This window comes from Pigmentiphaga daeguensis, from assembly GCF_039523035.1.
In the GTDB taxonomy this organism is placed as follows: domain Bacteria; phylum Pseudomonadota; class Gammaproteobacteria; order Burkholderiales; family Burkholderiaceae_B; genus Pigmentiphaga; species Pigmentiphaga daeguensis.
On the sequence record NZ_BAAAEN010000004.1, the window covers coordinates 196,164 to 209,248 of the forward strand.

Annotated in this window: 12 protein-coding genes; 6 read left to right on the forward strand and 6 right to left on the reverse strand. The window is 67.0% G+C overall.

What is annotated here, in order from left to right; translation table 11 throughout:
• Positions 1-48 precede the first annotated feature (48 nt).
• The 4 genes from dapA to ABD104_RS07675 all read right to left on the reverse strand — a co-directional run bounded on the left by dapA (position 49) and on the right by ABD104_RS07675 (position 3,891).
• Complete coding sequence (gene dapA / locus ABD104_RS07660; RefSeq protein ID WP_087841789.1) at positions 49-948, reverse strand: 4-hydroxy-tetrahydrodipicolinate synthase; 900 nt, start codon at positions 946-948, stop codon at positions 49-51.
• 170 nt (positions 949-1,118) lie between these two features.
• Positions 1,119-1,766, reverse strand: a complete 648-nt coding sequence (locus ABD104_RS07665; RefSeq protein ID WP_087841822.1) for a site-2 protease family protein — start codon at positions 1,764-1,766, stop codon at positions 1,119-1,121.
• Positions 1,767-1,830: 64 nt separating this feature from the next.
• Complete coding sequence (locus tag ABD104_RS07670) at positions 1,831-2,460, reverse strand: L-threonylcarbamoyladenylate synthase (RefSeq protein WP_087841790.1); 630 nt, start codon at positions 2,458-2,460, stop codon at positions 1,831-1,833.
• Positions 2,461-2,532: 72 nt separating this feature from the next.
• A complete protein-coding gene (locus tag ABD104_RS07675; RefSeq protein WP_087841791.1) occupies positions 2,533-3,891 on the reverse strand; it encodes a tryptophan--tRNA ligase in 1,359 nt (452 codons plus the stop codon).
• Between the two features lie 119 nt (positions 3,892-4,010).
• Here ABD104_RS07675 and ABD104_RS07680 point away from each other — a divergent pair, with 119 nt between their 5' ends.
• Positions 4,011-4,226: an RNA-binding S4 domain-containing protein gene (locus ABD104_RS07680; RefSeq protein ID WP_087841792.1), complete on the forward strand. Its 216-nt coding sequence runs from the start codon at positions 4,011-4,013 to the stop codon at positions 4,224-4,226.
• A 37-nt stretch (positions 4,227-4,263) separates the two neighbouring features.
• On the opposite strand, the gene polA is transcribed toward ABD104_RS07680, so the two are convergent.
• On the reverse strand, positions 4,264-6,984 hold the full coding sequence (gene polA, locus ABD104_RS07685; RefSeq protein ID WP_343927336.1) for a DNA polymerase I: 2,721 nt from the start codon (positions 6,982-6,984) through the stop codon (positions 4,264-4,266).
• Here polA and ABD104_RS07690 point away from each other — a divergent pair.
• From ABD104_RS07690 to infA, 5 genes are all read left to right on the forward strand, one after another.
• Entirely contained in the window at positions 6,983-7,774 is a 792-nt protein-coding gene (locus tag ABD104_RS07690) for an LOG family protein (protein WP_132980405.1), read from the forward strand. The two genes, polA and ABD104_RS07690, sit on opposite strands and share 2 nt — an antisense overlap.
• Positions 7,775-7,859: 85 nt before the next feature.
• A complete protein-coding gene (locus ABD104_RS07695) occupies positions 7,860-8,828 on the forward strand; it encodes a homoserine kinase (RefSeq protein WP_279813835.1) in 969 nt (322 codons plus the stop codon).
• A 77-nt stretch (positions 8,829-8,905) separates the two neighbouring features.
• Positions 8,906-9,691 (forward strand): BPSS1780 family membrane protein, encoded by a 786-nt coding sequence (locus tag ABD104_RS07700; RefSeq protein WP_279813832.1) that lies wholly within the window; start codon positions 8,906-8,908, stop codon positions 9,689-9,691.
• Positions 9,692-9,938: 247 nt separating this feature from the next.
• On the forward strand, positions 9,939-10,142 hold the full coding sequence (locus ABD104_RS07705) for a cold-shock protein (protein ID WP_087841797.1): 204 nt from the start codon (positions 9,939-9,941) through the stop codon (positions 10,140-10,142).
• A gap of 275 nt (positions 10,143-10,417) precedes the next feature.
• The gene (gene infA, locus ABD104_RS07710) at positions 10,418-10,684 is read left to right on the forward strand and encodes a translation initiation factor IF-1 (protein WP_087841798.1); all 267 of its coding nucleotides are present in this window, start codon (positions 10,418-10,420) and stop codon (positions 10,682-10,684) included.
• A gap of 40 nt (positions 10,685-10,724) precedes the next feature.
• Here infA and ABD104_RS07715 read toward each other — a convergent pair whose 3' ends face one another.
• Entirely contained in the window at positions 10,725-13,013 is a 2,289-nt protein-coding gene (locus tag ABD104_RS07715) for a UvrD-helicase domain-containing protein (RefSeq protein WP_279813825.1), read from the reverse strand.
• Positions 13,014-13,085 lie beyond the last annotated feature (72 nt).

A 13,085-nucleotide genomic window follows, 5' to 3' on the forward strand; every position in this document is an offset into this window, starting at 1 on the left:
GGGGTCCGGCGGGTCATGTCGGGGCGAAACATGGGGGGCGTGTGGGGTTCAGATCTCGACACCGGCCGCCTTGAGCGCCTCGCGCACCGCAGCGTGGTGCTGCGCGCCGAGTTCGGTCATGGGCAGGCGATATCCCAGCGCCGTGCGTCCCATCCGGGCCAGGGCCCACTTGACGGGAATGGGATTGGGTTCGAGGAAGAGGTTGCGGTTCAGCAGCGCCAGGCGCTGATTGATCCGGGCGGCCAGGCGGGCATCGCCGGCCAAGGCCGCCACGCAAAGCTCATGCATCAGGCGCGGCGTGACGTTCGCGGTGACCGAGATGTTGCCCCGGGCCCCCAGCAGCATCAGCGCCGCCGCCGTGGGATCGTCGCCGCTGTAGATCGCGAAACCCTCGGGTACCTGGCCAAGCAGCAACGCGCCCCGGCCGATATCGCCCGTGGCGTCCTTCAGGCCGACGATGCCGGGCACCTGCGCCAGGCGCACCGTGGTCTCGCCCGCCATGTCGCAGCCGGTGCGGCCCGGCACGTTGTACAGGATCATGGGCAGGTCGACCGCCTCGGCGATGGTCTTGAAGTGCCGGTACAGGCCTTCCTGCGTGGGACGGTTGTAGTAAGGCACCACGGACAGGCCGGCATCGGCGCCGACCTTCTTGGCCGCCTCGGTCAGCTCGATGGCTTCCGCCGTGGAGTTGGCGCCGGTACCGGCGATGACCGGCGCGCGGCCCGCCACGTGCTGGACGGCAAAGCGGATCAGTTCGACATGCTCGTCCACCGACACGGTCGGCGATTCGCCCGTCGTTCCCACCACCACGAAGCCATCGGTGCCCTCAGCCAGGTGCCAGTCGAGCAAAGCCCGGAAGGCCTCGAAATCGAGCTTCCCGTCTGGCTGCATCGGAGTGACGATTGCGACGATGCTGCCTTCAATAGGAGTGCGAGATGTGGTTGCCATACGCTGCCAGGGTGACCCGAAACGGGACGACGAAAAGGGAAATCAATGGAGTATACCGCCTGTAGAGGCTCGCTCCTACGCCGCGCGCGCCTCCCAGGAAACCGCGGATCCGGCTCCGCCGGTCCGCCGGTTTCGCCCCCTGGGGGGCGCGCGTCAGCGCGTAGGGGGGGTCACAGAAACAATCGAACGATGGCGTCACCCAGGGCGAGCATGGGCTGGACCAGGAAGCCCAGCATGCCGGTCATCAGCAGCACGAGCAGGATCATCATGCCGTAGGGCTCGATCTTGGAGTATTTCCACGCCAGGCCGTGCGGCAGCAGGCTGAAGATGATGCGGCCGCCATCCAGTGGCGGAATGGGCAGGAGGTTCAGGGCCATCAGCATCAGGTTGACCTGTACGCCCGCCACCGCCATGGCGACGAAGAAGGTCTCGTCCACGCCGGACTGGACCATGAGCTTGAGCCCTACCGCCCAGATGATGGCCATGACGAGGTTGATGCCGGGGCCGGCGGCGGCCACCCACAGCATGTCCTGCTTGGGCCGGCGCAGGCGGCCGAAGTCGACGGGCACGGGCTTGGCCCAGCCGAACAGCAGGCCCGCCCCGCCCAGCAGCTTGCTGGTCAGCAGGATGACCGCCGGCACCAGCAGGGTGCCGATAGGATCGATGTGCTTGATCGGATTGAGCGTCACGCGCCCGGCCTGGGTGGCCGTATCGTCCCCGAACATGCGCGCCACGTATCCGTGGGCGGCCTCGTGCAGGGTAATGGCGAAGATCAACGGGATCGCATAGACCGCGATTGTCTGAATGATGGAATCCATCGCGGCATTGTAGCGGCAGAGCATGGCCGTCCGGCGACGGCCATGCGCTTTTCCGGACCGGGGATTACCCCGCGATGCCGAGGGTGGCGGGGTCGCCCCGGCCACGGCGCACGACCTCCGGCTCCGGGCCGGTCAGGTCCACCACGGTGGTCGGTTCGAAGGGACAGGCGCCCCCATCGACCACCGCCGCCAGTTCATGTTCGTAGCGCTCGCGTATCTGCTCGGCGTCGTTGAGCGGCTCGTCCTCGTTGGCGGGAATCAGCGTGCTGGACAACAGCGGCGCGCCCATTTCCTCCAGCAGGCACAGCGCGATCGGATGGTCCGGCACGCGTATGCCTATGGTCTTGCGCGAAGGGTGGGACAGCCGGCGCGGCACCTCGCGCGTGGCCTCGAGGATGAACGTCCAGGGGCCGGGCGTGGCGGCCTTCAGCAACCGGTATTGCTGGTTGTCGACGTGGGCGAACTGGCCGATCTCGGCCAGGTCACGGCACAGCACCGTCAGGTGGTGCCGCTCGTCCACGCCACGCAGGCGCCGAAGCGCCTCGGCGGCATGCTTGTCGTCCAACGGCGCCACCAGGGCATAGCTGGAATCGGTGGGGATGGCCACCAGCCCGCCGGCGCGGATCAGCTGCACCGCCTGCTTGAGCAGGCGCAGTTGGGGATTCTGAGGATGAACCGAGAAAAACTGTGCCACGTCGACCGACCCTCGCAAACATCGACCACGCCCGGAAACCGTCCGGGCACCTTGTCGCCGGAGCCCGGCGGCTCAATCGGCTGCCAGCGCGCGCAGCTCGGCGGCCAGCTTGTCCAGCGCGGCATCGCGGCCGGCGGCATCCGCGAAGCGCGAGCCGCGCGCGACCACCGCGCCATCGACCTCCAGCACGTAGGAGTCGCCTTCCGCCCGGATCGCCTTGGCCGGGTCGGGCAGCGCGCGCAGCTGCTTGATGACCGCTCCGGCCGCCTGCGCGTCGGCATGGGCCTCGGACAGCAGCAGGTCCTGTCCGTCGGCCGCCAGGAAGCGGAAGCGGAAGCGCCCGTCATCGTCGCGGAAGCTGACGAAACGGGCCTGCTTGCCCGCCTTCTTCTTCGCGGGCTGCGCCGCCGGCGACGCACGCGGGGTGTCCAGCCCCACGGCGGCCCGCAGTTCGGCCAGGAACGGCCCGCCGATGGCGCGCGCCTTGCGGGCGCCTTCCAGCAGGATGTCCTCGATCTCGTCGGGACGGGCCATCAGGGTGTCGTAGCGCTCGCGCATGGGCCCGATTTCGCGCTCGATGCGTTCGTATAGCGCCTGCTTGGCGTCGCCCCAGCCCAGGCCGTCTTCCAGCGAACGCCGGAACGCGGCGGCCTCGCCCTCGTCGGCGAAGGCCCGGTAGATCGTGTAGAGCTGGGAGTTGTCCGGATCCTTGGGTTCGCCCGGCAGGCGCGAATCGGTCACGATGCGGCCGATGGCCTCGCGCAAATGCCTGGAGCCGCCCTCGAACAGGGGAATGGTGTTGTTGTAGCTCTTGGACATCTTGCGCCCGTCCAGGCCCGGCAGCGTGGCCACGGCCTCGTCGATCTGCACCTCGGGCAGCACGAACAGTTCGCGGCCGCCGCCGTACAGATGGCTGAATCGCTGGGCGATGTCGCGCGCCATCTCGATGTGCTGGATCTGGTCGCGGCCCACCGGCACGCGATGGGCGTTGAACAGCAGGATGTCGGCCGCCATCAGCACGGGATACGAGAACAATCCCATCGTCACGCCGGCGTCCGGGTCTTCGTTGTCGGCCACGTTCTGGTCCACCGCCGCCTTGTAGGCGTGGGCCCGGTTCATCAGGCCCTTGGCGGTGACGCAGGTCAGCAGCCAGCACAACTGGGGGATCTCGGGCAGGTCGGACTGCCGGTAGAAGGTGACGCGCCGGGGATCGAGGCCGGCGGCCAGCCAGGTCGCGGCGATCTGCAGGCGCGAGCGCTGCAGGCGGACGGGATCCTCGCACTTGATGAGCGCGTGATAGTCGGCCATGAAGAAGAAGGCATCGTTGTCGTCGTTGCGGCTGGCCAGGATGGCGGGGCGGATGGCCCCCACGTAGTTGCCCAGGTGGGGCGTGCCGGTGGTGGTGATGCCGGTGAGGATGCGGGTTCTCATGGGTCGAAGCGCGACGAGCGGGAAGATGGAACGTAGAGCCGCAGTGTACCTCCCGGGGCCATGGGATGCCCGGGCATGGCGGATAATGGCGGATTGCCTTTCATGTTCCCAGGACTGTCATGTCTTCGATCACGTTCACGCTGACGGGCGAGTTTGTGCCGTTGTGCGATTTGCTCAAGCTCACGGGGCTTGCCGACTCGGGAGGGGCGGGGAAGGCGCTGGTTGCGGCGGGGGTGGTGAAAGTGGATGGGAAGGTGGAATTGCGCAAGACGTGCAAGATACGGGCCGGCCAGGTCGTGGAAATGGACGGGGCGCGGATCCTGGTCCAGGGCTGATGACAGCGCCTGGACCGCCCCGCTCCGCTTCACCCGCTCAGTGCGCCTGTTCCCACGTATAGCCCGTGCCCACCTCGGCCACCAGCGGCACCTTCAGCTCGGCCACGTTGCACATCATCTCGGGCAGGCGGTGGGCGACGATTTCGCTTTCCTCGCGCGGAACTTCCAGGACGAGTTCGTCGTGCACCTGCATGACCAGGCGCGCGCCCAGCCGGTCGGCGTCCAGCCAGTCCTGCACGGCGACCATGGCCATCTTGATGAGGTCGGCGGCGGTGCCCTGCATGGGGGCGTTGATGGCGGCACGTTCGGCGGCCTGGCGGCGGGGGCCGCTGCCGCCGCGGATCTCGGGCAGCCACAGGCGGCGGCCGAAGACGGTTTCGACGTAGCCCCGCTCGCGCGCCTGTTCTCGGGTGTCGTCCATGTAGCGCGCCACGCCCGGGTAGCGGGCGAAATAGCGGTCGATGTAGTGCTTGGCGGCGTCGCGCGTGATGCCCAGGTTGCTGGCCAGGCCGAACGCGCTCATGCCGTAGATGAGGCCGAAGTTGATGACCTTGGCGTAGCGGCGCTGTTCGGCGTTGACCGCCTCGGGCTGGACGGCGAAGATCTCGGCCGCCGTGGCGCGGTGGATGTCCTCGCCGCGCGCGAAGGCCGACAGCAGGTTTTCGTCGCCGGAGATGTGGGCCATGATGCGCAGTTCGATCTGCGAGTAGTCGGCCGACATGATCAGATTGCCCGGCTCGGCCACGAAGGCCTCGCGCACGCGCCGCCCCTCGGGCGTGCGCACCGGGATGTTCTGCAGGTTGGGATCGCTGGAGGCCAGCCGGCCCGTGACCACGGCAGCCTGGGCGTAGCTGGTGTGCACGCGCCGGGTCCGGGCATTGATCATCTTGGGCAGCTTGTCGGTGTAGGTGGACTTGAGCTTGGCCAGGCCGCGGTAGCTCAGCAGCGCCTGCGGCAGCGGATAGTCCTCGGCCAGCTTGCTCAGCACGTCCTCGTCGGTGGACGGCGCGCCGCCCGCGGTCTTCTTGACCACCGGCAGCTGCAGCTTGCCGAACAGGATCTCGCCCAACTGCTTGGGCGAGTTCAGGTTGAACGGCTGGCCGGCCAGCTCGTAGGCGCGCTGCTCGAGCACCAGTAATTCCTGGCCGATGGCATGGCTCTGGCGGGCCAGTTCCTCGGGATCGATGCGCACGCCGTTGCGCTCGACGATGGTCAATACCCGCGACACGGGCAACTCGATGGCGTAGATGCGCGCCAGGCCGGCGTCGGCCTCGATGCGCGGGTACAGCGTGGCATGCAGCTGGAGCGTGTAATCGACATCCTCGCAGGCATACTGGGTGGCCACGTCGATGGCGACTTCGTCGAAGCAGAGCTGGTTGACGCCCTTGCCGCATACGTCGACGAAGGACAGGCCCTTGCGGCCCAGCCAGCGCTGCGACAGGTCGTCCAGCGACACGCTGCGGTGCGACTCCAGCACGTAGGCTTCGAGCATGGTGTCGTGCGCCACGCCGCGCAGCGCCACCCCGGCGTTGGCCAGGACGTGGGTGTCGTATTTGGCGTTGTGCAGCAGCTTGGGGGCGTCGGCGTTCTCCAGCCAGGGCGCCAGGCGCGCCAGCACTTCGTCCCTGGACAATTGCTCGCCTGCGTCCGGGTGCCGATGGGCCAGCGGGATGTAGCAGGCCTCGCCCGGCCTGACCGCGATGGACAGGCCCACCAGCCGGGCCTCCATTTCCACCAGCGAATCGGTCTCGGTATCCAGGGCGACCAGCGGCGCCGCCTGGATGGCGGCCAGCCAGCGGTCGAAGGCGGCCCAGTCGCTGACCGTCTCGTAGTTCACCGTTTCCGGCGCGGCCGGAGCATCCGCCTGCACGCGTGAATCGCCCTCGGGAATGCGGGACTCGTCGCCCGTCAGTTCGCGCAGCCAGGTGCGAAAGCCGTAGCGTTCGTACATGACCTCGAGCTTCTCGCGGTCGGCCTCGCGCATGGTGAGCGCGTCCAGGTCGGGAATGTGGGCGCTCAGGTCGCAGTCGGTACGTATGGTGATCAGGGATCGGGTCAGTTCGAAATTCGGGATCGCCGTGCGCAGGTTGGCGCCCGCCACGCCCTTGACGGTGTCGGCCTGCGCCACCAGTTCCTCCAGCGTGCCATACTGGGAGAGCCATTTGGCCGCCGTCTTGGGTCCGACCTTCTCCACGCCGGGCACGTTGTCGACCGAATCGCCGATCAGCATCAGGTAGTCCACGATGCGCTCGGGCGGCACGCCGAACTTCTTCACCACCCCTTCGGCATCCAGCGTCTCGGCGGTCATGGTGTTGACCAGCGTCACGTGGTCGTTGACCAGTTGCGCCATGTCCTTGTCGCCGGTGGAAACGATGCTGTGTATGCCCTGCTGCGCCGCGCGCAGGGCCAGCGTGCCGATGACGTCGTCGGCCTCGATCCCTTCGATGGCGAAGACCGGCCAGCCCTGGGCCCGTATGGCCTCGACGATGGGCCCGACCTGGCGCGCCAGGTCTTCGGGCATGCTGGCCCGGGTGGCCTTGTACTCGGGATAGAGCTCGTCGCGGAAGGTCTTGCCCGGCGCATCGAAGATGCAGGCGAGGTAGTCTGCCTTATGATCGTTCAGTGCGCGGCGCAGCATGTTCAGCACGCCGTACAGCGCGCCGGTCGGTTCCCCTTGCGCGTTGCGCAGGTCCGGCAGGGCGTGGTATGCGCGATAGAGGTAGCTGGACCCGTCCACCAACAGCAACGTCTTGATCATGATCAAACACAGAGAAATCGAAATAGGCAAGGAAACCCACGACAGCGGGAACGTCCCGAAGAAACCCGGACGCATCCCCGGCCTGCGAGATGTGGTGAGCGTGGAACGCGCCACCGCCACCAAGGCACGGGAGTCATGGCATGTGCTGGGGATTATGTCAGAGTTCTTCGAGGCGTCCGAACGCCTGGCGCAGATCCGGCCGGCGGTCAGCATCTTCGGCAGCGCCCGCATCCCCGCCGGCGACCCTCGCTACGACATGGCCGAGCTGATCGCCCGCAAGCTGTCCGAGGCCGGTTTCTCCGTCATTTCGGGCGGCGGCCCGGGCATCATGGAGGCGGCCAACAAGGGCGCCTACGAGGGCCCCAGCCCCAGCGTCGGACTGAACATCGAACTGCCCCACGAGCAGTCGAACAACGCCTACCAGAACATAAGCCTGTTCTTCCGCCACTTCTTCCCGCGCAAGGTGGCCTTCGTCAAGTTCACGTCGGCGTACGTGGTGCTGCCGGGAGGCTACGGGACGCTGGACGAGCTGTTCGAGGCGCTGACGCTCGTGCAGACCAACAAGAGCCGGAAGATGCCCATCATCCTGGTCGGCTCCGAATACTGGCGGGGACTGGTGGACTGGATCCGCGCCCAGCCGCTGGCGCAAGGGCTGATCTCGCCCAACGATCCCGACCTGCTGCAGGTGATCGACGACCCCCAGGCCATCGTCGATGCCATCTTCGATTTCTACCAGCACGAGGGCTTCACCCAGTCCCCGGGCGAGCGCGAGCGGCTGCTGAACCTGTAGCACGCGCCACGGACGGGCCGGCGGCGGGGACGATGACGCTAGAATGCGGGGTAATCGTCGATACCCGCCCTCATCCCGCTTATCCATGGCCGTATTCACCCCCATCACCGAAACGGATGCCCGCGCTCTGCTTGCCGACTACACGCTGGGCGAGTTGCGCGCCCTGCGCGGCATCCCTTCCGGCATCGAAAACACCAACTATTTCCTTACGACCAGCCAGGGCGAATACGTGCTGACCCTGTTCGAGCGCCTGACGCGCGAGCAGCTGCCGTTCTACATCGACCTGATGACCCATCTGGCCGAACACGGGATTCCCGTCCCCCACCCCCAGGCGACGCGCGACGGCCGCCGGCTGGCGGAGCTGAACGGCAAGCCTTGCACCATCGCCACCCTGCTGCCGGGCAAGTGCGAGATGTCGCCCCAGGCCGCCCACTGCGAGCAGGTCGGCGCCACGCTGGCCCGCATGCACCTGGCCGGACGCGACTTCCCGTCGGTGCAGCCCAACCTGCTCGGGCTTGCCTGGTGGCAGCAGACCGCGCCCGTCGTCGCCCCCTACCTGGATCCGGCCGCGGCGGCCATGCTGCGCGACGAAGTGGACGTCCAGACGGCGTTCGCGCAGACCGATGCCTGCCGCGCGCTGCCGCAGGGTCCCGCGCACTGCGACCTGTTCCGCGACAACGTCCTGTTCGCCGGCACGCGCGAGGCGCCCGTCCTGGGCGGTTTCATCGACTTCTACTTCGCCGGCTGCGACACCTGGCTGTTCGACCTGGCGGTGTGCGCCAACGATTGGTGCATCACCCACGCCAGCGGCGCATTCCGCCCCGAGCTTGCCCAGGCGCTGCTGGGCGCCTATGCCCGGGTCCGGCCGCTGACGGACGCCGAGCGCGCCTCGTGGCGCACCGTGCTGCGGGCCGCCGCGCTGCGCTTCTGGATGTCCCGCCTGCGCGACTTCCACCTGCCGCGTCCGGCGCAGACGCTGACCCCGCACGACCCCACCCATTTCGAACGCATCCTGCGCCTGCGGCGCGATGGCGACCTTTTTCCGCTTCCCTGAACCATGACACACGCTTCCGACCGGCACGCGCCGACGAGGACCCACGCACACATCCCGCATACGCAGGGAGGCCGCTGATGCAAGCCGCTTCCCTTGCACCCAGTGCCGGCTGGCAATGGGCGCGCGACGGACTCGCCCTGTTCCGCCTGCAGCCCATGGCGATGTTCACCTGGGCCTTGACCGTGGGCTTCATGGTCCTGGTGGCCAGTATCCTGGCCCCCATCGGCCCCTTGCTGTTCGTCGTCGGCATGCCGGCGATCACGGTCATGACCCTGGAGGCCTGCCGCGCCATCGAGCAGGGCCGCACCGTGCTGCCCCTGCGCCTGTTCCTGGTGCTCAAGGCTCCGGGCTTGTTCAAGAAGCTGCTGGCGATGGGTGCCCTGTACGTGGCCGCCGTGCTGGCCGCGGGCCTGGTCGCCTTCCTGCCCTTCGCCGACGGCCTGAGCGAGGCGATGTCCGGCCTGTCGTCGGATGACGTCGGCGGCGTCCTGGCCGCCATGCGTGCCCCCATCGCCCTGTTCGGCATCTTCTACGTCATCATCGCCGGGCTGTTCTGGCATGCGCCGGCGCTGGTCGCCTGGCACCGGCTGGGCATCCGCAAGGCCCTGTTCTTTTCCGGCATCGCCTGCTGGCGCAACAAGGGCGCCTTCCTGATGTACGGCGCGACCTGGCTGCTCGTGGTGCTGGCCCTGGAACTGGGCGGCGGCCTGCTCGAGGCCGTCGGCCTGTCGCCGACGATTTCCGGGCTGATCCAGATGCCTTTCAATTTCGTCGCCGCCGCGGTCCTGTATTGCAGTTTTTATCCTACTTACACCAGCGTATTCGGAGCGCCGCCCGCGCCGGGTTTCAGCAACGGTACGTAAGGGATTTTGTGGGTGATTTTCTCAGTGAAAACCCGGGACTTCGCCCACGCCGCCGGCATTTTCCGGTTCAATCCGGCAAACGCGGTTGACGGGCACAACGATAGCCCGTATAACGGCGGGGCATGATTTTCAAGAGTACGAGTTGCTGTACAAAATCGCTTACCACTGCGGTACGGTTGTTCATGGTCTCCATCCTTGATTGTCTTGCTTACATTCGTTTGGTTTTTTCATTTCAAGGATAAACACCATGGAAACCGGTACCGTCAAATGGTTCAACGACGCCAAGGGTTTTGGCTTCATCACGGCTGATTCGGGCGGCGACGACCTGTTCGCCCACTTCTCCGAAATCCGTGTGGACGGATTCAAGACCCTGCAGGAAAACCAGAAGGTTCGTTTCGAAGTCACCGTTGGCCCCAAGGGCCGCCAGGCTTCCAACATCCAGCCCGTATAAGCTATAATCAGCTTATCCGCCGAAACCCCCGCTTGCGGGGGTTTTTGTTTTTGCCTGGAAGAAAAGCTCCCGCCAGGGGGCCATCCCCAGCTTCCGCGACACGGCAAACCCAAACCCAGGCGGCAGCCACTACGCCCCGGCCTTGCAACGGCTTCGGCGTTTCACCGCGAACTTCCCCGTCATCGATGGCGCCTCGCGCCACCTTGCCGCATGCCATGGCGTCGCCATGGCCGAAGCTCGCATTTATGCATTCGCATGCACAGGAGGAATTGACCATGGCGAATAAGGAAGAACTGATCGAAATGGAAGGCATCGTTGCCGAAGTGCTGCCCTCGACCAGCTTTCGCGTCACGCTGGAAAACGGCATGGAGGTTGCCGCCTACGCATCGGGCAAAATGCGCAAGCACCGCATCCGTATTCTGGCCGGCGACCGGGTCACGATGGAACTGTCTCCATACGACCTGACCAAGGGGCGCATCAGCTTCCGCCACAAGGACGGCCCGTCGCCCGCCCCCGGCCACCGCCCGCAGCGGCGCAACTGACATGCCGCGACAGGCGTGCCGCCACAAAGCCTGAAGCTGCTCAGACCGGATCGAGCTTGGCCATGGCGAGCGCCAGCGTCTTGGTTCCCACGCCGCCGAAATTGACCTGGACCTGGGCATCCTGGCCACTGCCCATGAGGCTGACGATGACCCCTTCGCCGAACTTCGGGTGCGCCACGCTCTGGCCCACCTTGAAGGTGCGCCCGTTGACCTCGACCCCGGCATCGGACGTGCGGCGGCTCGAATAGCCCTCGGACGAGCCCACATAGGGCGCGTCCTTGGCCGGCCGCGAAAAGCCGCCGCGCTCGGACTCGTCGCCCCAGGCGGCGTGTCCCCAGCCCCCGGCAGTATCCACCGCCTTGGCCCGGCCGTTGCGCGGCGTCAGCCACTTCAGCGACTCCTCGGGCACCTCGCTCAGGAACCGGGACTGCATGTTGTAGCGCGTCTGGCCATGCAGCATGCGCGTCTGCGAGAAGCTCAGGTACAGGCGCTCGCGGGCGCGCGTGACCGCCACGTACATCAGCCGCCGCTCTTCTTCCAGCCCGGATTGCTCCAGGACGCTGTTCTCGTGCGGGAACAGCCCTTCCTCCAGCCCGGTGATGAAGACCGCCTCGAACTCCAGCCCCTTGGCGGCGTGCACGGTCATGAGCTGGACCGCATCCTGCCCTTCGCTGGCCTGGTTGTCGCCGGCCTCCAGCGCCGCATGCGACAGGAAGGCCGCCAGCGGGGACGGCAGTTCGACGCCGGACTCGGGCAGCGTCTGCGCCAAGGCGCCGGCATCGGCCAGGCCATAGCCGTCCTCGGCGGCGAAGGCGGCCGCCGCGTTGACCAGTTCCCGCAGGTTCTCGATGCGCTCGGCGCCTTCTTTTTCCTGCAGGTAGTGCTGGATCAGGCCGCTGGCCTCGATCACGTGGTCCACGATCTCGTGCAGCGGCAGATTCTGCGTCTCGAAGCGCATGCGGTCGACCAGGCTCGCGAACTGGGCCAGATTGTTGCCGCCCCGGCCGGGCACCTGGCTGACCGCCGAATACAGGCTGCAATTGTGCAGGCGGGCGATGTCGGCCTGCTGCTCGAGCGTGCGGGCGCCAATGCCTCGTGCCGGGAAATTCACCACGCGCATCCAGGCGGTGTCGTCGTGCGGGTTCTCCATCAGGCGCAGGTAGGCCAGCGCGTGCTTGACCTCCTGGCGCTCGAAGAAGCGCAGGCCGCCATAGACTTTGTACGGGATGCCCGACGAGAACAGCGCATGTTCCAGCACCCGCGACTGGGCGTTGCTGCGGTACAGGATGGCGATCTCGCGGCGCAGCCTGCCCTCGCCCACCAGCGAGCGGATCTCCTCGATCACCCACTGGGCTTCCTGGGCGTCGGACAGCGCCTCGTACACGCGGATGGGCTCGCCATGCCCCTGGTCGGTCCACAGGTTCTTGCCCAGGCGGCCGGAGTTGTTGCGGATCAGGGTGTTGGCCGCATCCAGGATATGTCCGTGCGACCGGTAGTTCTGCTCGAGCCGGATGACCCGCTCGTGGGCGTATTCCCGCTCGAATTCCGCCATATTGCCGACGTTGGCGCCGCGGAACGCATAAATCGACTGGTCGTCGTCGCCCACGGCGAACAGGGCCGCGCCGCCGCCTGCCAGCAGCTTGAGCCAGCGATACTGCAGCCGGTTGGTATCCTGGAACTCGTCCACCAGGATGTGGCGGAAGCGGTGCTGGTAGTGCTCGCGAATGGGCGCGTTATGGGTCAGCAGCTCGTAGCAGCGCAGCAACAATTCGGGGAAGTCGACCACCCCCTCGCGCTGGCACTGGGCATCGTACATGCCGTAGAGCTCCACCATCTGCCGGTTGAAGCTGTCGTAGGCCTCGACCTCGGTGTGGCGCAGCCCCTCTTCCTTGGCGGCGTTGATGAAGTGCTGCACCTGGCGCGGCGGGTATTTCTCGTCGTCCACGCCCGCGCCCTTGAGCAGCCGCTTGATGGCCGACAACTGGTCGGCCGTGTCCAGGATCTGGAAGGTCTGAGGCAGCCCGGCATCGCGGTAATGCGCGCGCAGCATGCGGTTGCACAGGCCGTGGAAGGTGCCTATCCACATGCCGCGGGTGTTGATGGGCAGCAGCGCGCTGATGCGGGTCAGCATCTCGCGCGCGGCCTTGTTGGTGAAGGTGACCGCCATCAGCCCGTGCGGGCTGACCTGGCCGGTCTGGATCAGCCAGGCCATGCGCGTGGTCAACACCCGGGTCTTGCCGCTGCCGGCGCCAGCCAGCACCAGGGCGTGGCGCGGTTCGATCGTGACGGCGGCGTGTTGGGGGGGGTTGAGATTGTCGAGCAGGGACATGGGCGCAATGCTGGGAATGAGAGAGTGCGGCAGGCAGTCTAGCACCGCTGGCCCAGGAGGGCCCCGCCTGCT

Excerpts from the sequence above, each read along its gene's own strand:
- dapA (WP_087841789.1), bottom strand. The coding sequence starts at position 948 with ATGGCAACCACATCTCGCACTCCTATTGAAGGCAGCATCGTCGCAATC.
- ABD104_RS07665 (WP_087841822.1), bottom strand. The coding sequence starts at position 1,766 with ATGGATTCCATCATTCAGACAATCGCGGTCTATGCGATCCCGTTGATC.
- ABD104_RS07675 (WP_087841791.1), bottom strand. The coding sequence starts at position 3,891 with ATGAGAACCCGCATCCTCACCGGCATCACCACCACCGGCACGCCCCAC.
- ABD104_RS07680 (WP_087841792.1), top strand. The coding sequence starts at position 4,011 with ATGTCTTCGATCACGTTCACGCTGACGGGCGAGTTTGTGCCGTTGTGC.
- ABD104_RS07690 (WP_132980405.1), top strand. The coding sequence starts at position 6,983 with ATGATCAAACACAGAGAAATCGAAATAGGCAAGGAAACCCACGACAGC.
- polA (WP_343927336.1), bottom strand. The coding sequence starts at position 6,984 with ATGATCAAGACGTTGCTGTTGGTGGACGGGTCCAGCTACCTCTATCGC.
- ABD104_RS07695 (WP_279813835.1), top strand. The coding sequence starts at position 7,860 with ATGGCCGTATTCACCCCCATCACCGAAACGGATGCCCGCGCTCTGCTT.
- ABD104_RS07700 (WP_279813832.1), top strand. The coding sequence starts at position 8,906 with ATGCAAGCCGCTTCCCTTGCACCCAGTGCCGGCTGGCAATGGGCGCGC.
- ABD104_RS07705 (WP_087841797.1), top strand. The coding sequence starts at position 9,939 with ATGGAAACCGGTACCGTCAAATGGTTCAACGACGCCAAGGGTTTTGGC.
- infA (WP_087841798.1), top strand. The coding sequence starts at position 10,418 with ATGGCGAATAAGGAAGAACTGATCGAAATGGAAGGCATCGTTGCCGAA.
- ABD104_RS07715 (WP_279813825.1), bottom strand. The coding sequence starts at position 13,013 with ATGTCCCTGCTCGACAATCTCAACCCCCCCCAACACGCCGCCGTCACG.